Genomic DNA, 20,258 nt, shown 5'->3' on the forward strand with positions numbered 1-20,258 from the left:
TTCTAGCTGACTCAGGGGCAGTGAATTTCTGACAAGGAAGGAGATATTATGAGTCATCACACCTATAAGCACGTGGAACTGACCGGCTCTTCCGAGAAAGGTATTGAGGAAGCGGTGCAGAATGCGTTAGCCAAGGCATCAGAAACGATTAAGCATATGCGTTGGCTGGAAGTGGTCGATACGCGCGGCCACATTGAAGATGGCCAGGTGGCCCACTGGCAGGTCACGGTTAAAGTGGGCTTTACACTAGAGTAATCCTCACCTGCTTTTCAGCGGCGGCTGGTTTACACTGGCCGCCGTCTTTATTGCAGCGCATGATAGACGTACCTGAACGACAATTTACGTCTTGAACGTCAGGACTGAGTCCTAAGACCGCCTTCTGGTCTTAACGACACTGCGCTGGCGCTTTTAATGGAACCGATGCTCAGTAATGAAAATCATCATTCTCGGCGCCGGCCAGGTCGGCGGCACACTGGCAGAACACCTCGCCCGCGAGGAAAACGACATCACCGTCGTTGATACTGACGCCAAAAAACTGCGCGACCTGCACACCAAACTCGATATCCGCACCGTGACCGGGGCGGGTTCCTACCCGATTGTGCTACGCCAAGCAGGCTGCGAAGACGCCGATATGTTGATCGCCGTCACCAATAGCGACGAGATCAACATGATCGCCTGCCAAGTCGCCCACACGCTGTTTCGCACCCCGACCAAAATTGCTCGGGTGCGCGCCACAGCGTACCTGACCCGCAAAGGACTGTTTGCCCACGAAGCGATTCCCATCGATGTACTGATCAGCCCCGAGCAGGTGGTCACCGATCACGTGCGCCGCTTGATCGAGCACCCCGGCGCCCTGCAGGTACTGGAGTTTGCCGGGGGGTTGGTGCAGTTGGTGGCGGTGAAGGCCTTCTACGGCGGCCCGCTGGTGGGCCAGGACTTGGCCTTTCTGCGCCGCCATATGCCCAATGTGGATACCCGCGTAGCGGCGATCTACCGCCGCAGCCGACCGATCATTCCCCGAGGAGATACAGTGATCGAGGCCGACGACGAGGTGTTCTTCCTCGCCGCCCGTCGGGATATTCGCGCGGTGATGAGCGAACTGCGCCGAGTCGAACGGGACTTCCGCCGCGTCGTGATTGCCGGGGGTGGCAATATCGGTGAGCGGCTGGCGGAGCATTTGGAGCATAGTCACCAGGTTAAGATCATTGAGCACAGCCTGGAGCGCTGCACCACGCTCTCCGAGCGGCTTGATCGCACCGTGGTGCTCCACGGCAGCGCCACCAGCAAGCGTTTGCTGGAAGAAGAGAACATCGAAGAGTGTGATATCTTCTGCGCGCTGACCAACGACGACGAGGTTAATATCATGTCGTCGCTGCTCGCCAAGCGCTTAGGCGCCAAGAAGGTGCTCACGCTGATTAACAACGCCGCCTACGTGGATTTGGTACAGGGTGGCGAGATCGATATTGCCATCTCACCCCAGCAAGCCACCATCGGCAGCCTGCTGACCCACGTACGCCGAGGCGATATTGTTAACGTTCACTCGCTGCGCCGGGGGGCGGCCGAGGCCATTGAAGCCATTGCCCACGGCGACAAACAGTCGTCTAAAGTCGTCGGCCGCACGATTCGCGAGATTGACCTGCCCGACGGCACGACCATTGGTGCGATTGTGCGCGGCAAAGAGGTCATCATCGCCCATGGCGATGTGATGGTAGAGAGCGGCGACCACGTGATTCTGTTTGTGATCGACAAGCGCCGCATCCGCGATGTGGAGCGCCTGTTCCAAGTCGGTTTAACGTTCTTTTGATAACCCTCGAATCACTGCCACTGGCGGCTAGTAACAGGAGCATGCGACAACCATGAGTCTGCGGGTTATTTTGCGCATTTTGGGGCTGCTGCTGATGCTGTTCAGCCTGACCATGCTCCCCCCCACGTTGATGTCGCTGTGGTTTCGCGACGGCGTGTGGAGCGCCTTTATCAGCGGCATTGCGATCTCAGTTTCCACTGGGCTGCTGCTCTACCTGCCCAATCGGCGTTCGCAAAAAGAGCTGCGCATCCGCGATGGCTTTATTATTGCCGCGATGTTCTGGACGGTGCTGGCACTGTTCGGCTCGCTGCCGCTGATGCTGTTCGGCGAAGGCTCGCTGGACATCACCGATGCGGTATTTGAGTCGTTTTCCGGTTTGACCACCACCGGCGCTACGGTGATTACCGGCATCGATTTTTTACCCGAATCGATTCTTTACTATCGCCAGCAGCTCCAGTGGCTAGGTGGCATGGGTATCGTCGTTTTGGCCGTGGCCATTTTGCCCACCCTCGGCGTCGGTGGCATGGCCCTGTATCGCACCGAAATCCCGGGGCCGCTGAAAGACTCCAAACTCACCCCACGCATTACCGAGACCGCCAAAGCGCTGTGGTATATCTACGCCACCCTCACCCTGGCCTGCATGATTGCCTATATGCTCGCAGGCATGGACTGGTTCGATGCCTTAAGTCATAGCTTTTCCACCGTCGCCCTAGGTGGCTTTTCTACCTACGACGCCAGCATTGGTTTCTTTGATAGCGCCACGATTGAACTGATCTGTGTCTCCTTCATGCTAATCTCCGCGTTCAGCTTTAGTTTGCACTTTATTGCCTGGCGCGAAAAAAGCCTGATGCACTATTTCCAAGACCCCGAAGCGCGCTTTTTGATGCTATTTCTGCTCGCCCTAAGCGTAGTCACCGTGCTTTCCCTTTGGTTAACCGACACCTACGATACCGTGCGCGGTCTGCGCCACGGGGTTTTTCAGGTCGTTTCTGTTGCCACCACCGCGGGCTTTAGCGTTGCCGACTTCTCGATGTGGCCCGGGGCCCTGCCCTTTCTATTATTTGTAGCGGCCTTCGTGGGCGGCTGCTCCGGCTCTACCGGTGGTGGCATGAAAGTGATACGGATTATTTTGATCATCAAACAGGGCATGCGCGAAATTATGCGTCTGATCCACCCCAATGCGGTGATTGCGGTCAAAGTGGGCAAGGTCAGCGTTCCCGACAGCATTGCCCAGGCGGTATGGGGATTCTTTTCGGTTTACGTACTGCTGTTTTTTTTAATGTTGGTGGGGGTAATGGCGACCGGGGTTGATCAGGTAACCGCCTGGTCGACGGTAGGGTCAGCGCTCAACAACCTTGGCCCTGCACTGGGTGAGTCCCACACTCACTATGGCGACATGCCCAGCCTGGCGAAATGGATACTGGTCATGGCCATGCTGCTCGGCCGCCTGGAAATTTTCACGGTACTGGTGCTGTTTACCCCCGCCTTCTGGCGGCGCTAAGCCCTTAACAACAGTCCTTAACAACGGCCCTTAACAACAGTCCTTAACATCGGTCATTCACATAAACACTTCACACCAGTCCCACTTATAGATTTTGAGAGCTGTTAATGAACCACGACGATACGTCTCACCAAGAAACGTCTCATGAAGATACATCTCATGAAAAAACGGGGCCATTGGCGGCAACGCCCACCGCGTTTCCAGCCACTAGCGGGCCGCTAAAAACGATCACTGTCGGCGATACACGCTACACGCTACTGGGCACGGCCCATGTGTCGGCGGAAAGCGCCGACGATGTGCGCGCGCTGTTAGAGTGCGGCGCGTTTGATGCGGTAGCCATTGAGCTCTGCGACGCCCGCCACCACAGCATGGCCAACCCGGATGCCATGGGCGAGCAGGATCTGTTTCAAGTCTTTAAACAAGGGAAAGCGGGCATGGTGGCCGCGAGCCTGGCGCTGGGCGCCTTTCAGCAGCGGATTGCCGATCAATCCGGCATTCAGCCGGGTGCCGAAATGCGCGCCGCCGTTGAAGAAGCCAGCCGACTCAAGCTGCCATTACTGCTGGTTGACCGCGATGTGGGCTTAACCCTCAAGCGCATCTACAGCAATGTGCCGTGGTGGCAGCGTTTCTCGCTCTTTTCAGGGCTTATCGGCAGCGTGCTCTCACGCCAGGATGTCTCCAAAGAGGACATCGAAAAGCTCAAAGAGGGCGATATGCTGGAGGCCACCTTCAGCGAGTTTGCCGCCGAATCAGAAGCGCTCTATACGCCGCTGATTCGCGAGCGCGACCGCTATATGGCGCTGCGCTTGGCCGAGGAGGCGCCGCCAGGGCGCTATCAACACGTGCTCGTCGTGCTTGGCGCAGGCCACCTCAAAGGCACCGGCGAACACCTTGAAGCGCCACTGCCCGCCGACCCAAAAATAGAGCGTGAGTCGCTGGAGGCCACCCCGCCGCCGTCCAAGATTTGGAAAGCGCTGCCGTGGCTGATTACCGCCTTGGTGCTTACCGGCTTTGCGATTGGTTTTTCCCGCAACACCGACCTGGGCTGGCAGCTAGTACTGGAGTGGTTTTTGATTAACGGCATACTCTCCGGTGGTGCAACGATTATCGCCCTGGCGCATCCGGTGACCGTGATCGCCACCTTCTTTGCCGCGCCGCTGACCTCGCTGAACCCCACCATCGGTGCTGGCTTCGTAGCCGCCGGGGTTGAGCTCTATATGCGCAAACCCAAAGTGCGTGATTTTTCATCGCTGCGCCACGATGTCACCCAGTTGAAAGGGTGGTGGAAAAATCGTGTATCGCGCACCCTGCTGGTGTTTATTCTCGCCACGCTAGGCTCCGCGGTGGGCACCTGGGTGGCCGGGTTCAGAATCGCCGGCGCGCTGTTTGGCTAGACGCTGCATTGTTGCTGTCGGCGGGTCGATTTTGTGATGCAATCGGCTCGCCGCGTAGCTATCGTTAAACACCTCGAAGTAGTCATCCAGCACGTCCGCCGCGACCGTATCCCCGCCCTGACGCAACAGTTCGATCGCCACTTCCGCCGTACATAAATGCGCTTTTGATGCCGGCTTGCGCAGCCGGTAGCGCGTCTCTCGCTCACTCTTCAGTGGCAGTACCGGCAAACCATCCAGATAAGCGCTTTTACGAAACATGCGCCGTGCCTGACGCCAGGTACCATCCAGAATGATAAATACCGGAATACGCGCCTGCGCTTTCGCCGCGTGCACTGCATCTATACCGACCACCCGATCCGCATAGTCGGGCTGATCATCTGGAAAAATCACAAAAGGCACATAGCGCGGGTCTTTTAGCAGCGCGGCTAACTGGGCATCCGGCGCCACGCGGTACCAGGTAAATACCTGCGTCGTGGTGATCACATCGCGAATCAAACGCCCGGTATTGGTGGGTTTGAAGTGCTCTAAGGGGTGCGTTAACAGCCATACCTGGGCATGGCTCTCCGCCTTAACCTGATAAGGGCACAAGCAGTTAAGAACCGGTAGCTGACAGTGATCACAGCGGGTAACAAAACTCCCCCGCGCTTTAAACTCCCGCCGAGGAGGGCGCGGATGCTCGACGACGGCATCAGCAGCACTATCATTCACAGAGCTTTCGCCAACAGAGCTCTTGCCAAAAGAGCTATCAAAAGCAGACATCCGCGCTCCAGAAGAGGAAACAACTAACAACGAAAAGGGCGCAGAGTATAAATGAGCACGCCGCCTTTTGCCGAATGTTTCCACCAGATCACTGTAAACCTAAAAAACTTCCAACGTTGACACCCAAAGCGCAACGCCGCTAAAGTCTCGTCAACTATTAAAAGCTGAAAGGTTTACACCCATGACCGTGACCCACGAGCTACTTCAAGAGCAAAGCACTGAAACAGGCTATCCGCAGCGCCACGACTGGACGCTGGACGAGATCAACGCACTGTTCGCGCTTCCGTTCAATGATCTGCTGTTCCAAGCCCAGCAGGTTCACCGTGCTCACTTCGATGCTAACGCAGTCCAGGTCTCTACCCTGCTGTCGATCAAAACCGGCGCCTGCCCGGAAGATTGCAAATATTGCCCGCAGTCTGGCCACTACAATACCCAGCTAGAGAAAGAGAAGCTGTTGGAAATTGAAAAAGTCGTTGAGCAAGCCAAGGCGGCGAAAGAAGCCGGTGCCAGCCGTTTTTGCATGGGCGCAGCCTGGCGCAGCCCCCGGGACAAAGACTTACTGCTGGTTGAAGAGATGGTGCGTCAGGTAAAAGCCGTGGGCTTGGAAACCTGCATGACGCTAGGCATGGTCGACGGCGAACAGGCCAGCCGACTAGCCACCGCCGGGCTCGATTACTACAACCATAACCTGGATACCTCGCCGGAGTACTACGGCGAAATCATCACCACCCGCACCTACAGCGACCGGCTGGAAACCCTCTCCAACGTGCGCGATGCGGGCATGAAAGTCTGTTCCGGGGGCATTCTCGGCATGGGTGAAGACGCCAAAGATCGTAGCGCCTTGCTGCAACAGCTGGCCAAGCTATCGCCGCACCCGGAATCCGTGCCGATCAATATGCTGGTCAAAGTACCCGGTACGCCGCTGGAAAATGTCGAAGACCTGGATCCCATCGAGTTTATCCGCGCTATTGCCGTCGCCCGCATTATGATGCCCCAGAGTCATGTGCGACTCTCCGCTGGCCGTGAGCAGATGAACGAATCGACCCAGGCGCTGGCGTTTTTGGCAGGCGCCAATTCGATCTTCTACGGCGACAAACTGCTTACCACCGGTAACCCCCAGGCGGATCGCGACCGTGCGCTGTTTGCCAAGCTGGGCCTACACCCAGAAAAGCGCGAAACGTGTGAGAGTGAAGACACCCAAGCGGCACGTCTTGCCCAACAGGCGCAGCAGCAGGTGCACGCCGAACGCGTTGCCGAGCTAGCCGTCGATGCCAGTGTCTAACGCCTGGCAACAGCGCTTAGCCGATGCCCGCTTAGGCCGCCAGCAAGCAAATCGCTGGCGAACCCGCCGGGTCATGGAAGTTGGTGCGCTCGACTTTGCCGGTAACGATTACCTGGGCTTGGCTCAAGACCCAAGAGTCAGCGAAGCTCAAGCGGAGGGCGCGCGCTGTTATGGCGCTGGCGCTGGTGCATCGCATCTGGTTAGCGGTCATTTGGCGGTTCACGACGCCCTAGAAGATGCCTTAGCACGCTGGACAGGCCGAGAACGTGCGCTGCTGTTTTCGACCGGCTATATGGCCAACCTAGGTGTTCTGCAAGCGTTGGCTGACCGCCAGACGGCTATCTTTCAAGACCGCCTTAATCACGCATCGTTAATCGATGGCGCCGCATTAAGCGGCGCCCGCTCACGGCGCTTTCATCACCGGGACACAAGCGATCTGGAAAACCTGCTGGGGCGCAGTGAGTACGCGCATAAACTCGTGGTTAGCGATGGCGTGTTTAGCATGGATGGCGATATAGCCGGCATCGCCAGTTTAGTCTCCGTTAGCCAACGCCATGACGCCTGGCTAATGATCGACGACGCCCACGGCGTGGGCGTACTGGGTGAAAATGGCAGCGGCTGCGCGGGTAGCGCCTGGAGCAGCACCGAGGTGCCGATTTTGGTCGGCACCTTAGGCAAAGCACTGGGCACCGCGGGGGCCTTTATAGCCGGGGATGCCGCGTTAATCGACCACCTGATGCAATTTTCCCGCAGCTATATTTACACCACCGCCCAGCCCCCGGCGATTGCCGTGGCCACCCTCAAAGCGCTGGAGATCGTTCAGGATGAACCTGAGCATCGTGCTCAGCTCAACGCCAATATCGCTTACTTCCGCCGCGAGGCGCTAAACCTAGGGCTTCCAATCAGCACCTCTGCCACACCCATTCAGCCACTTATCTTAAGAGATGAAACGCGCACCTTAAGCTGGGCGGGGCAGTTGCAAAAGGTTGGCATTCATGTAGGAGCGATTCGCCCGCCAACGGTGCCCAAAGGGGAAGCTCGGTTGCGCATCACCCTAAGCGCCCGCCACCAGGAGGGCGATATTGACCAGCTGTTATCGGCGCTCAACCAGTGCAAGTGCCAAGAGGCGTTATGCAGCCCCTGCGTTTAATACTGCTCTCCGGCTGGGGAATCGACCGGCGTATCTGGCAGCCATTGGCAGCGCATTGGCCCGATCATCTGGCTGCTCAGGCCATCGATTGGCCTGGCTACGGCGATGCCGCTGCGCTGGGGACTAACGCCACGCTGACAGAGCTGGCGAAAGCGATGGCCGAGCCACTAGCCAACGAGGCGATATGGGTCGGCTGGTCGCTAGGCGGGTTACTGGCAGCGGCACTCCTTGAGGAGCTGCCCCCACCACGCGGGCTAATTCTACTCGGTGCCGGTAACACCTTCTGCGCTACTGACGGCGTCACTTCTGGCGAACTAAATGCCTTTCGTCGTGCCTTTCAGCGCGACCCCACCGCGACCTGGCAGCATTTTTTACGCTGGCAGGCGCAAGGCGAGCCCAGCCCCCGGCAGGCTTATCGGCAGTTGCATGACTTGCTGGGCGACACGCTACCCGCCGACAGCGACACGCTCGCTACTGGCCTGGATTGGCTGGCATCGATTGATAACCGCCGACGCCTAGCGGTGGCCCCTTGCCCGGTGGTACGGCTCACCGGCGAGCACGATCCATTAATCGGCCCCGCCCAGCGCCGCGCCAGTGAGCTTTTAACCGGTGTAGGCCACTGCCCGATGCTCTCCCAGCCCCAGGCACTCGCTGCGAAGATTGCTCATCATGCCACCCAGATGGCTAGCGCTAACATGGCGGTTTTATGAACGTTCTAACGGTAAACAGCGATGCCAATTGGCAGGCGCGGGTTGCCCACGCCTTCTCCCGGGCCGCCCCGCGCTACGATGCGCTCGCCAGCGCACAGCGGCAAATAGGTCACCGGCTTTGGGATTCGCTGCCTGACCACGCCTATAACATACTCGATATGGGCTGCGGCCCTGGTTACTGGACACACCAGCTGACCGAACGTTACCCCTGCGCCCAGATCACCGGGTTAGATTTAGCTCCCGGCATGCTGGCACAGGCCCGCCAGCGCTATGGTGACGCTATCCAATGGCAACAAGGCGATGCGGCGGCGCTGCCGTTTGATAAGCATGCCTTTGACCTAGTGTTTTCCAACGTGGCAGTCCAATGGTGTCGCGATATTGGCGCGGTGATGGAGGAGCTTTACCGGGTTCTCGCGCCCGGCGGGCAGGCGCATATCACCACGCTGCTGCCCGGCACCCTTGAAGAGATCGCTTGTGTCTGGCAACGCCCCGAGGCGCTGCTGCAACCCCCTAATCACGCCAGAGTCGAACAGGCGATTGGTAAAAGCGGCTTAACCATCCACCAGCAAACGGACACCGTTGAGCGCTTTTACTACCCCGACCTGCAAGCCGTGATGGCCTCTATTAAAGGCGTCGGAGCACAGCTTCCCCGACCAAACACTCGCCTTACCCGAACGGATATCGCCGCCGCAAAAGCGCGCTATGAGCAACTGCGCCAGCCTGAGGGCCTGCCGGTGAGCTACCACTGTTTAACGCTGCAATTGGAAAAACCGCTATGAACGTCTGGTTTGTGACCGGCACCGATACCGATGCGGGTAAAACATTGGTGTCCAGCGGCTTATTACATGCCGCCCACCAACAGCAGCTGAGCACGCTGGGCCTTAAGCCGGTGGCTTCCGGCAGCGAGCAGACTAGCGAAGGTCTGCGTAATGATGATGCACTGATGTTACAGCAGCAGAGTGTGCCGCCGGTCGACTATGCCACGGTTAACCCTATCGCCTTTGCCCCCGCCATTGCGCCTCATCTCGCCGCGATGGAGGCAGGCCAGCCGCTTGAGGTTTGCGCCATCGAGAGTTCACTACGCGAAACGCTTAGCCAAACACCCAGAGACTTCACCTTGATTGAAGGCGCCGGTGGCTGGCGCGTACCGTTAAACGAGCAGGAAGATTTTGCCGACCTGACGATCGCGCTTGAGCTACCGGTGATTCTGGTGGTTGGCCTAAAGCTGGGCTGCTTAAATCATGCTCGCTTAACAGCGGAAGCCATTCGCGCCGACGGCTTGGTACTCGCAGGCTGGGCAGGCAGCGTGGTGGATCCCGATTTTGCGGCCGACACTGCTCGTTTTGATGCCAACATCGCGCATCTAAATACTAAACTGGCCGCCCCCTGTTTAGGCATTATCCCCCATCTCGACACCCCCAGTGCCGCTACTGCTGCCCCCTACCTCTCCCTGGAGCCGTTATGACGACGCCGGTTTGGCATCCTTATGCCCACTTAAAAACCCAGACGCCCGCCCCCAAGGTGGTGGGCGGTGACGGCGCTCACTTTGTGCTTGAGAGCGGCGAACGCCTGCTGGACGCCACCTGCTCCTGGTGGTGTATGATCCACGGCTACGGCCACCCGCGCCTGGTGGCGGCCATTCGCGAACAGGCAGGCCAGCTTTGCCATGTGATGCTTGGTGGCTTAACCCACGACCCCGCCGACCAGTTGGCCCGCGAGCTGGTGCGCATTACCCCTGCCGGGCTGAATCACGTGTTCTATTCGGATAGCGGCTCGGTAGGTATGGAAGTGGCGATGAAGATGGCGTTGCAGTACCAAGTGCTCTCCGAAAATCCCGGCAAGCGCAAGATGCTCTCGCTGATGAAGGCCTACCACGGTGACACCACCGGCTGCATGGCGGTATGCGACCCGGAAGAGGGTATGCACAGTCTGTTCGCCAGCCTGCTGCCCCAACACCATTTTGCCCCGGCACCCACCGCCCCTTATGACGCCACGCCGGAGCAGGTGGAACACGACCTTAGCGCCCTGCGTGAGGTGCTTGAGCGCCACCATGACGAAATCTCCGCGCTGCTGATGGAGCCGCTATTACAGGCCGCAGGCGGACTCAATATGACCTCGCCGGACTATGTTGCTGGCGCTAGGGCGCTATGCGATGAGTTTAATGTGCTGCTGATCTTTGACGAAGTGGCCACCGGCTTTGGCCGCACCGGCAAGCTGTTTGCCGCTGACCACGCGGGCGTTACGCCGGATATTATGGTGCTCTCCAAAGGTTTAACCGGTGGCTATTTGGGGCACGCCGCGACGCTAGCGACGGATCGCGTCCACAACGCCTTTATCGGCGACAGCTCCCAGCATGCGTTTATGCATGGGCCGACGTTTATGGGCAACCCGCTGGCCTGCCGCGTGGCGCTGGAAAGCCTGCGGGTGTTCGAGGAAGAGGATTATCTTGGCAAGATAGCGGCGCTTAATCGCTTGCTGCGACGCGAGCTACTGGAAGACCGTGCGCTCAACGCGTACCCAACCGTGGCCGATGTTCGCGTACTCGGCGCTACGGCGGTGATTGAAGCGCACTCCGCCGATGCACTAAAAGGGGTAGGTGACTTCGCCCGCAAGCGAGGCGTTTGGCTTCGCCCCATCGGCCGCTGGCTGTATACCATGCCCGCCTACATTACCTCTGAAGCAGAGATGGTGAAGATTACCGAGGTGATGAGGGCGTGGTTTCTTGAGCAGTAAACAGCTCAGGAAAGCAGTAGATTACCCTGCTGCTTCCAGCGATTTACCAGCGCTGGAACGCCCTCTCCGGCGGTGGTGTTAATCGCCAGCACCCCCGGCGGGCTAAGGCTATCCGCCTCTGGATCGACCAGTGCGCAGGGGGTATCGTAGTCAATATAAGATAGCAGCGATGCTGCGGGCATAACCGCCAGCGACGTACCGACGACCAGCAAAAAGTCAGCCTGGCTAACAATGTCGCAGGCATCGGCGAACAGCGGCACCGACTCACCAAACCAGACCACGTCGGGGCGTAGCTGGCTGCCCTTATCGCACACATGACCCAGCTCAATCCCCCCCTTGAGCAGCGGGTAGCGCATGCGCTCATCGATGGAGGAGCGCGCTTTCAGAATCTCGCCGTGTAAGTGCAGCACTTGGCGGGAGCCCGCTCGCTCATGCAGGTCATCTATATTCTGGGTAATGATGCTAACGGTAAAGCCATCTTGCTCCAGAGCGGCCAGCGCTTTATGAGCAGCATTGGGTTTGGCTCGACGGATCTGCTCCCGGCGCTGATTGTAAAAATCCAGCACCTGCTGCGGGTCGCGCTGCCACGCTTGGGGAGTCGCCACATCCTCAACCGGATGGTTCTCCCACAGGCCGTCGCTGGCACGAAAGGTTTTAATCCCACTCTCGGCGCTAATCCCCGAGCCGGTAAACACCACCAAATGCGGGCTTGCTGCCATAGTTGCCTCGATGTCTGTGTCTCATTGCGCGCTATAGGCTTCTAATATACCAACTGGCCGATGCTGCCCGCAAAGCGTTGCTTGTTACGGTAAGGGTAGACATCAATGACGCGGCCATCGATGATCGCCTGCTGCAGTTCCAGCCAATAATCCGGGTCGAACAGTTCAGGATGCTGGTGCATAAACATATCGCGCAGCGTTTTATTGGCAAACATAAAGGGGCCAAACTCTTCGGGAAAAATATCGTTGGGGCCGATGGATAACGTATCGCCTCCCTGGAAATCATTGCCGGAGGATTTAGGGATATGCCGGAAACGGCACTCGGTGAGGTAGCAGACTTCGTCATAGTCATAGAAGATCACCCGGCCATGGCGTGTTACGCCAAAGTTTTTCAGCAGCATATCGCCAGGGAAGATATTCGCCGCCGCCATCTGCTTAATGGCATTGCCGTAATCCTTGAGCACCATCGCCTTCTCTGCGTCGCTGCACTGCTCCAGGTAGATATTTAGCGGCGTCATCATGCGTTCGGTATAGCAGTGCTTGATAATCACTTTATCGTCTTTCAACACCACGGTTGAGGGCGCGACTTCCAATAAGTGTTCCAGGCACTGCGGCGAAAAATGATCCTGACGGACAATAAAATTGGAAAATTCCTGGGTATCGGCCATACGGCCTACCCGGTCGTGGCGCTTTACCAGCCGATACTTCTCGCGCACCACGGCGTGGGTAACGTCTTTGGCCGGGTCGAATTTATCTTTAATGATCTTAAATACAGTGCGAAAGCTGGGCAGTACAAACACCGCCATGACCATGCCGCGCACGCCAGGGGCAATAATAAACTGATCTTCGCGCTTGGCGACCTGACGGTTCAAGGCGCGGAAAAACTCGGTTTTACCGTGTTTGAAGAAACCGATGGCAGCGTAGAGTTCGCCTTCCGGCTTGTGCGGCATTAACTGCTGCAGGTAATCGACAAACTCCCTGGGCACCGCCACCTCAACCTGAAAGTAGGCGCGGGTGAAAGAGAAGATAATTGACACTTCGTCGGTTTCGATCAGTACCGTGTCCAGGTGCAGACAGGGGTCGCCACCCTGCTGTTCACCAAAGCCTTCGCCGTGAAGCACAGGCAGCACCAGCGGCACCTGTTCACCGCCGCCGCGGATACACCCCACCAGATAAGCGCCCTTATTGCGGTAGAAGACGCTATTCAGCAGCTCGATTTCAGTGTCATCGGCCTCCAACATCGCCGCAGGTAAATGCTGCTGTAAGAAGCTGGACCCGAGGTGGGTATCCTGGTCTATATCAGCAAAGCGATTATCCAGTGGCGCATCGAGAAGCGCCCACTTGAGCGCCGCCTGCCAATCGCCATTGACCCTGTGCCTGCGGCATAGCTCAATCCCTGAGCGGCGGGCAGCATCTTCCCGGGAGCTATACACAAACATCCAGTCGTTGCGGATATGGCGGTGGTGGAAGATGGCGCAGAACAGCGAGTTAAAAAAGGTTTCCGCCAGTTCAAAGTCGAGCCGATGGCTAATCAGTTCGGCGTAGTGGTAGCGCGCTTCCCGCCAGCACTCGCAATGTGAAACCACTTCGGGGTCAAAAGTGCGCTTCAAACGCCCCAGGGTGACGTCGATTTTTTCCTTATAGAGATTGATCCGCTCTGCCGACGCCAGTTGGGCATCACGCCACGCAGCATCACGAAAGCGTCGGCTGGCGTCAGAAGTGATCTCTTTAAAGCGCGTCCGATACTCGTCGAAACCGTGCAAAATCGTTGCCGCTAGGCGATAACCCGGTGAGTGTTTCACTGGCCAAACTCCTGATTATTTCTACCAGCTTCGCGTAACGGCAAACTACATGCGAGACGACCTTGGTGTAGGCACTTACCAGTCAGCTAGCTTGCCCATCTCATTGGTGGGCAGAGCATCACCGTATGTCACTCCAATGGGGCGTTCGGCGGCAGGCCACTGGGCAATGGCTTGCGCGATCGCATTAGCGGCTTCCTGCTCGTTATTCACAGGTACCACAAAAGCCTTCAAACGCCGTTTTGTAGCGGGCCCTGTGGTACGTACCGAACACTCGGCTACACTCTCCAGCGCACGCAAACGCTCGGCCACATACTGGGGGCTAACGTTCACGCCACCGATCGTCACCACGTCATCGCGACGCCCCTGCAGCGTAAAGGTGTGTTCGTCGTGCCATTGAGTGCTATCTAGCAATGGCGTGGCCAGCGACGGTGTGGCGATGGGGCGATTAACACGCTGGATATGCTGTGTATCCACCCGCTGCCAATGGGCTAACAACCGATAAGGCTCGTCCTGCTGCCAGCGGGTGGCGACACCACCCGTTTCGGTGCTGCCGTAGATCTCTAATAGCCCGGCTAGACCACTTGCGATCAACGCATCTGAGGTGTCGGCAGAAAGCGGTGCGGTCGAAGACACGCCGACGACACTGGCGGGCCAAACGTTGCGTGAACGGGCTAAATAGTCCCAGCGGGGTGGAACCGTCACCACTACATCACCTGCCGTTAAGGTCGGTAGCATTGCGGTGTCAGCACTAATGCGCGGAATACCCATCACACTGGGTAGCGCAACGCCCAGCATAAAGCCGTACAGGTGGTGCAGCGGTAACCAGCTAATCACGCGATGTAGCGGTGCTCGAGACGCAAAGCGCTGCGCCAAGGCATGGGCCTCTGCTTCAATATCTTCCCAGCGGTGTAGATGAACAGTAGGAGAGCCTGTACTGCCGGAAGTTCTAAACGTCAGCCCTGAGGTTTCAGCGATGGCCCGTGCCACTAAGGAGGCCCAGTCATCAAAATTTTGGGTCATTAGCAGGCGGTCTTCGGCTCCTGTTTCGTGTAAACAAAAGAATTCGTTAACACAAGCGGCGAGGTGAAGCCGTTCGAGGGAATCGATAGCCGGTGTATCCTGCCAGTTTGGCGCAGGGGTACCCCGGTATACAGCCAGTTCTGCGCTCAGCAGTGATTGCAAAACTGCCTTGCAATCAGCTTCGCTTAGCCACTGAGGCATCTTTTTATCCTTAACTATTTATCTTTAACTACTTGTCTTTTTGCCTTTAACTACGAGCCGGAACTCGCAAGAAAAAATGTCCGCTTCAAATAGCAGACCGCCTACCCCTCTTATCTGTTGAGCAAGCGGCCAATAAGCGTATTACAGACGCTTAACAAAAATCCAATAGGTATCGCCTGAAATAGCTTTTTTCATATGCACTTTTACTTTCGTAGGCGTCATCTGGTAGTCAAAAACGTATTCAAACATTGTGTTGAGCTCGCCACTGCTAACGCCTTCTTTAAAGCGGCCCTGAAACTCTTTACTTTGCGTGCAGGGTGCTACCTCGGTAAAGAAATTTTTACCGATTACGCTTTTGGGGTCTCGCCCGGTAATGCCGCCTTCCGCTGCGTTGTATTGAATAATTTTACCGTTGGCATCCAGCTGGATAGCGCCGAAGGCTAACTCATCAAGTTTTTTGTCATCCATTTTCGCCAGTGAATTTTCAATATCGTCGCCACCAAAGCGAACCGTTTCCATTGCCATTACCACACCTCCTGATTGAACGAATGGCAGGCATTTCGACCCACCAAAAATTTTACAAATCTGTCACAAAAACTGTGCACAAACTACAAGCCCCATCGAAATTAGCAGCATCATGTTACTAAGACAACCAACTACTACTATTGGATGATATCGCTACCACTTTTATCGTTTACCAAGTACTACGTTTATAGCACTTACCTGTAAATAGAAAGGCCCTGCGGTGCGATCTGCGATTAAGAAACCGAGTTGGTGAATCTCGCTTGGCATGACTTCAGGGGCATCGCTAAGCATGGTGCCACGCCGCACCGCTTCAAAGGCGCTCCATGGGAAATGCAGTGTCTCCCAGAAATCTTGAGCAGGGGTGAATTTCACCCGGTAGGCAGAGGCATCACCCAGGGAGGAGCTTTTCAGGCGCAGTTGATAGGTACGTCCATCACCTCGCACGGTTAGCGCTATGCCCAGGGCATCCGCTAGCGTTGGCTCAAAACCGTTGGGCTCACGGCGAACGGAGGCAAATCCTCCTCCGTTTTCCAGCGACACCTCGCCATGAAAGCGACCTTCACCTTCGATAACGCTAAACCCGCTCTGGGAAACCCCGCCCATGACACCATCATCGACGGCATACCACCGCTGCTGTTCACTGGGATCATTAAAGTTCAGCGTCATGCGGCCACCTCGCAACGGTTCATAGATAGATGCATAAATACATAGGTATAAAAAAGCCCCAGACGTTTTTACCGCCCGGGGCTTATCACAGTAGCCTACTCGTTGGCTCGCTTACAGCTTAGCGGCGGCCGGTGCGGTTTCGCCTTCATCCAGTTCTTCAGGTGAAGCGGACACCAGCGCAAACTCCTCCTCGGCGGTTTTCGCCACCAAATGATTTTTACTGTACAGGAAGTAGTAAGCCGCCCCAGCGATGAATAGCACGATGGTGTAGTTGAATGCGCGGGGATCAAAGGCGTACACACCGGTGAGAGCTACCAACGACAGTACCAGCGCAATACCTGATGTCACCACACCGCCAGGGGTTTTATACGGCCGATGCAAGTCAGGTTGTTGTACCCGCAGCATAATGTGACTCAGCGCCATCAGCGCATAAGAAATAGTCGCGCCGACCACGGCCATCCCCAACATCAGGTCGCCCTCACCGCTGAGTGACACCAGGAAGCCAAATACGCCCGGCACGATCAGCGCTAGATAGGGCACTTTACGTCCGCTGGTCAGCGACAGTTGCTTAGGTAGGTAGCCTGCTCGTGAGAGCGCAAACACCAAGCGACTATAGCCATAGATGATCGAAAAGAAGGAAGCAATGAGTCCGGCTAAGCCCAGCACGTTAACCACCGTGGCAAGCGTTGGGTTACCCGCCGCGTTCAGCGCATCCACCAGCGGCACGCCGCTTTGACCGATCATTTCAGCCCCCGCCGCACCGGCCAGCAGAACGACGACTAGCAAGGCGGTGAACAGCAAAAACAGCATCGCCCCGATAATGCCTTTGGGCATATCCCGCGCTGGGTCTTTGGCTTCTTCCGCCGCCAGCGGCACGCCTTCCACCGCCAGGAATAGCCACATGCCAAACGGCAGCGCGGCCCAGATACCGTACCAGCCAAACGGCATAAAGGTACTCGCACCCGCCGCATCGGTGGGGGCAATATCAAACAAGTTGGCCGAGTCAAAACTACCGATCAGAGCCACGGCGGTGGCAATAATGGCGAACACCGCCAAGCCACTAATCACCATCATGACCTTAAGCGCTTCCCCCACGCCCGCCAGATGGATGCCAATAAACACGGCGTAGAAGATCAGATATACCAACGGGCCATTGATACCCAGTAATGACTCCACCGCGGCACCGATAAAAATCACAATCGCCGCAGGGGCCAGAGCGTATTCGATCAATACTGCAAGCCCAGTAAGATAACCACCGGCCGGCCCCATGGCCTGGCGGGCAAAGCTGTAGCCACCCCCCGCGGCGGGAATCGCTGCGGACATTTCCGCCAACGACAGCACTAAAGCCAAGTACATCAACGCCATTAAGCAGGCAGCAACCGCAAAACCACCCCAGCCCGCTTCGGCGATGCCAAAGTTCCACCCAGCGAAATCACCGGAAATCACGTAGGAAACCCCTAGCCCCGCCAGCAACATCCAGCCGGCGGTGCCTTTACGCAATTGGCGTTTTGCCAAATACGCTTTATCAACTGATGGTTGTGTCATCATTTTGCCCTCATGGTGTGGAACGAAAGTGTCGTCAGCGGCGTGCTGTGCTATTGGCTGATTACTGCGTTCCATATTGTTATTGGAGAATTGTTACGTCGTTGTTTTTATACGTCTGTTTTGATACGGCTGTTGCCGTGAACCAAGGTCGCTAATCAGCGACCAGAAAGTTGCGTATTGAACCGGATGCGGCGTCCCCCTCTAGCACATCGTCTTCACTGCGGTCTTTCAATTTAACCCCCGACACTTTGAGCTGACGGGCCTCTTTTAACAGCAGAAAGAAGCGCCGAGCGGCCTCCTCAATCTGTAAACCTGCCGGACGCACATTGGAAATACAGTTGCGCCGATCATCTTTTAGCCCCGGCTCCGGCGCCCAGGTCATATACAGCCCCAGGCTGTCCGGGGAGCTTAGTCCTGGCCGTTCGCCGATCATCACCAGCACGGCGTCAGCGTTCAGCAGCGCGCCAATCTCATCGCCAATTGCCACCCGCCCCTGCTCGACAATGGTCAGCGGCGCTAGCTGCCAATCGGCAGCATCGCTGCTGAACATCTGATACAGCGTGCTAAGAAACGGCGCACTGTTCTGCTGCACGGCCAGCGCAGAGAGCCCATCGACAATCACTACCGCCAGGTCATAGCGCTGCTGAGAGGCGGCGGCTTGCTGTAATTGCTCACGGGTTTCATCGTTGAGGCGGCGGCCATAGTCAGGCCGCTGCAGATACATGGCGCGGTCTTGGGCATGGCTATGTAAGCGTATGGGGGCCTCTGATAAATCCAGCGCCGCGGTTAACTCGCTGGCGAGCGCGTCGACATCCAGCGGGGTGTGAACGGCGTCCTGGGCCTGGGCATGGGCCAACTGAAACGCCAACAGCTTGCTGGTCGGCAGGCTGACACCCGCGCGCCCCAGGCCAATTCGTGCGTCGGTAAACGCATTCAGCCGCTCCCAAGGGTTTTCGACGACGATGGGCGATATTGGCTGATCAACCATGATGCGGCTCCTTGGGCAGGTGGCGCAGACTGTTGGCAAAGGCAGCGGGCAGCTGGTCGTTGAGCCGATGAGTGCTGATATCCTGGAAAATCTGCATCTCTTCAAGCCAGCGCTCAAACTCTGGCGCCGCTTTTAACCCTAAGACTCGCCGTGCGTAGAGCGCATCGTGAAAGGAGGTAGTCTGGTAATTGAGCATAATGTCGTCGGAACCGGGGATGCCCATGATGAAGTTGCAGCCCGCCACGCCGAGTAGCGTGAGCAGGTTATCCATATCGTTCTGGTCGGCCTCGGCGTGGTTGGTATAGCAAACGTCGCAGCCCATGGGCACGCCCAACAGCTTGCCGCAGAAGTGGTCTTCCAATCCCGCCCGGGTGATCTCCTTGCCGTCGAAAAGGTATTCCGGGCCGATAAAGCCCACCACGGTATTGACCAGCAGCGGATTAAACTTGCGTGCCACCGCGTAGGCGCGGGCTTCGCAAGTTTGCTGGTCGAGCCCGTGGTGGGCATCGGCGGAGAGCGAGCTGCCCTGTCCGGTTTCGAAATACATCACGTTGCGCCCCACCGTGCCGCGATTAAGCGACTGGGCCGCCGCTTCGGCTTCCGCTAGGGTGCTCAAATCAAAGCCAAAACTGCGGTTAGTTGCCTCGGTGCCGCCGATCGACTGGAAGACCAAATCGACCGGGGCGCCCTGCTCGATCGCTTCCAGCGTGTTTGTTACGTGGGTAAGCACACAGGACTGGGTGGGGATCTGATACTTCTGAATCACCTCGTCCATCAGACGCATCAGCTTGACGCTTTGAGCAACGTTGTCAGTCGCGGGATTAATGCCAATTACCGCGTCGCCGCTGCCATAGAGCAGGCCATCAAGAATACTGGCGGCAATGCCAGTGACGTCATCGGTGGGGTGATTGGGCTGGAGCCGTGTAGAGAGCCGACCCGGCAGACCGATGGTGTTACGAAACGCCGTGGTGACCCGGCACTTCTTGGCGACCAAAATCAGATCCTGATTGCGCATCAGCTTGCTAACGGCAGCAGCCATTTCTGGGGTAATCCCCGCGCGGACTTGCGTTAGCTCCTCACTGGTGGCGTGGTCGGAGAGCAGCCAGTTACGAAAGTCGCCCACGGTGAGGTGGCTTATCGGCGCGAAGGAATCGGCGTCATGGTCATCGATAATCAGCCGGGTGATCTCGTCGTCTTCATAGGGGATCAAGGCTTCGTTCAAGAAGGTGGTGAGTGGCAGCTCGGCCAACACCATTTGGGCAACCACGCGCTGTTCGGCACTCTCCGCCATCACCCCGGCCAAGCGGTCGCCCGAACGCGGCGGCGTGGCTTTGGCCATCAGCTCGGCCAAGCTTGCGAAGCGGTAGCTACGGCTCCCCACCGTAGTGTGATAGGTCTGCGCCATGGCGTTTTCCTTTTTATATGACGGCTGCTTTTAATCGCGCTGACTGCGCGTTGA

Annotated in this window: 19 protein-coding genes; 10 read left to right on the forward strand and 9 right to left on the reverse strand. The window is 57.3% G+C overall.

Translation table 11 applies throughout. The features are described from left to right. The first annotated feature begins 48 nt into the window (after positions 1-48). The 4 genes from A6R74_RS18180 to A6R74_RS18195 all read left to right on the forward strand — a co-directional run bounded on the left by A6R74_RS18180 (position 49) and on the right by A6R74_RS18195 (position 4,699). Positions 49-255, forward strand: a complete 207-nt coding sequence (locus A6R74_RS18180) for a dodecin (RefSeq protein WP_008959783.1) — start codon at positions 49-51, stop codon at positions 253-255. A gap of 175 nt (positions 256-430) precedes the next feature. Beyond that, a complete protein-coding gene (gene trkA, locus A6R74_RS18185) occupies positions 431-1,804 on the forward strand; it encodes a Trk system potassium transporter TrkA (RefSeq protein ID WP_064235888.1) in 1,374 nt (457 codons plus the stop codon). A 52-nt stretch (positions 1,805-1,856) separates the two neighbouring features. Then, entirely contained in the window at positions 1,857-3,305 is a 1,449-nt protein-coding gene (locus A6R74_RS18190; RefSeq protein WP_064235889.1) for a TrkH family potassium uptake protein, read from the forward strand. A gap of 107 nt (positions 3,306-3,412) precedes the next feature. Then, positions 3,413-4,699 carry a TraB/GumN family protein gene (locus A6R74_RS18195; protein ID WP_064235890.1) on the forward strand — a complete coding sequence of 429 codons (1,287 nt, stop codon included), beginning with the start codon at positions 3,413-3,415 and terminating at the stop codon, positions 4,697-4,699. Here A6R74_RS18195 and A6R74_RS18200 read toward each other — a convergent pair. Next, positions 4,637-5,458: a tRNA-uridine aminocarboxypropyltransferase gene (locus tag A6R74_RS18200; protein WP_064235891.1), complete on the reverse strand. Its 822-nt coding sequence runs from the start codon at positions 5,456-5,458 to the stop codon at positions 4,637-4,639. The two genes, A6R74_RS18195 and A6R74_RS18200, sit on opposite strands and share 63 nt — an antisense overlap. Positions 5,459-5,639: 181 nt before the next feature. On the opposite strand from A6R74_RS18200, the gene bioB reads away from it, so the two are divergent. Genes bioB through bioA form a run of 6 tightly spaced genes read left to right on the forward strand, consistent with a single transcriptional unit; the run spans position 5,640 to position 11,333 of the window. Continuing rightward, positions 5,640-6,740: a biotin synthase BioB gene (gene bioB / locus A6R74_RS18205; protein WP_064235892.1), complete on the forward strand. Its 1,101-nt coding sequence runs from the start codon at positions 5,640-5,642 to the stop codon at positions 6,738-6,740. Beyond that, positions 6,727-7,890, forward strand: a complete 1,164-nt coding sequence (gene bioF, locus A6R74_RS18210) for an 8-amino-7-oxononanoate synthase (RefSeq protein WP_064235893.1) — start codon at positions 6,727-6,729, stop codon at positions 7,888-7,890. The genes bioB and bioF overlap by 14 nt, the downstream gene beginning before the upstream one ends. After that, positions 7,872-8,600, forward strand: coding sequence for an alpha/beta fold hydrolase (locus tag A6R74_RS18215; protein ID WP_064235894.1), 729 nt, complete (start codon positions 7,872-7,874; stop codon positions 8,598-8,600). Before bioF ends, A6R74_RS18215 begins: the two co-directional genes overlap by 19 nt. After that, positions 8,597-9,379, forward strand: coding sequence for a malonyl-ACP O-methyltransferase BioC (gene bioC, locus A6R74_RS18220; RefSeq protein WP_064235895.1), 783 nt, complete (start codon positions 8,597-8,599; stop codon positions 9,377-9,379). Before A6R74_RS18215 ends, bioC begins: the two co-directional genes overlap by 4 nt. Continuing rightward, a complete protein-coding gene (bioD, locus tag A6R74_RS18225) occupies positions 9,376-10,065 on the forward strand; it encodes a dethiobiotin synthase (protein ID WP_064235896.1) in 690 nt (229 codons plus the stop codon). Before bioC ends, bioD begins: the two co-directional genes overlap by 4 nt. Beyond that, the gene (bioA, locus tag A6R74_RS18230) at positions 10,062-11,333 is read left to right on the forward strand and encodes an adenosylmethionine--8-amino-7-oxononanoate transaminase (protein ID WP_064235897.1); all 1,272 of its coding nucleotides are present in this window, start codon (positions 10,062-10,064) and stop codon (positions 11,331-11,333) included. Before bioD ends, bioA begins: the two co-directional genes overlap by 4 nt. A 5-nt stretch (positions 11,334-11,338) precedes the next feature. On the opposite strand, the gene A6R74_RS18235 is transcribed toward bioA, so the two are convergent. The 8 genes from A6R74_RS18235 to A6R74_RS18270 all read right to left on the reverse strand — a co-directional run bounded on the left by A6R74_RS18235 (position 11,339) and on the right by A6R74_RS18270 (position 20,204). Then, the gene (locus tag A6R74_RS18235) at positions 11,339-12,052 is read right to left on the reverse strand and encodes an SIR2 family NAD-dependent protein deacylase (protein WP_064235898.1); all 714 of its coding nucleotides are present in this window, start codon (positions 12,050-12,052) and stop codon (positions 11,339-11,341) included. Positions 12,053-12,093: 41 nt separating this feature from the next. Beyond that, positions 12,094-13,854: a bifunctional isocitrate dehydrogenase kinase/phosphatase gene (aceK, locus tag A6R74_RS18240; protein WP_064235899.1), complete on the reverse strand. Its 1,761-nt coding sequence runs from the start codon at positions 13,852-13,854 to the stop codon at positions 12,094-12,096. A 75-nt stretch (positions 13,855-13,929) separates the two neighbouring features. Further along, entirely contained in the window at positions 13,930-15,075 is a 1,146-nt protein-coding gene (locus A6R74_RS18245; RefSeq protein WP_064235900.1) for an AMP-binding protein, read from the reverse strand. Positions 15,076-15,216: 141 nt separating this feature from the next. Continuing rightward, positions 15,217-15,600, reverse strand: coding sequence for a photoactive yellow protein (pyp, locus tag A6R74_RS18250; protein WP_007111627.1), 384 nt, complete (start codon positions 15,598-15,600; stop codon positions 15,217-15,219). A gap of 162 nt (positions 15,601-15,762) precedes the next feature. Next, a complete protein-coding gene (locus A6R74_RS18255; protein ID WP_064235901.1) occupies positions 15,763-16,266 on the reverse strand; it encodes a CIA30 family protein in 504 nt (167 codons plus the stop codon). A gap of 111 nt (positions 16,267-16,377) precedes the next feature. Then, complete coding sequence (gene eat, locus A6R74_RS18260) at positions 16,378-17,811, reverse strand: ethanolamine permease (RefSeq protein WP_064236083.1); 1,434 nt, start codon at positions 17,809-17,811, stop codon at positions 16,378-16,380. A 151-nt stretch (positions 17,812-17,962) separates the two neighbouring features. Continuing rightward, positions 17,963-18,799, reverse strand: coding sequence for an ethanolamine ammonia-lyase subunit EutC (gene eutC / locus A6R74_RS18265; protein WP_064235902.1), 837 nt, complete (start codon positions 18,797-18,799; stop codon positions 17,963-17,965). After that, on the reverse strand, positions 18,792-20,204 hold the full coding sequence (locus tag A6R74_RS18270) for an ethanolamine ammonia-lyase subunit EutB (protein WP_064235903.1): 1,413 nt from the start codon (positions 20,202-20,204) through the stop codon (positions 18,792-18,794). Before A6R74_RS18270 ends, eutC begins: the two co-directional genes overlap by 8 nt. Positions 20,205-20,258 lie beyond the last annotated feature (54 nt).

Origin of the sequence: Halomonas sp. ALS9, from assembly GCF_001651035.1 — a bacterium.
Classification (GTDB): Bacteria; Pseudomonadota; Gammaproteobacteria; order Pseudomonadales; family Halomonadaceae; genus Vreelandella.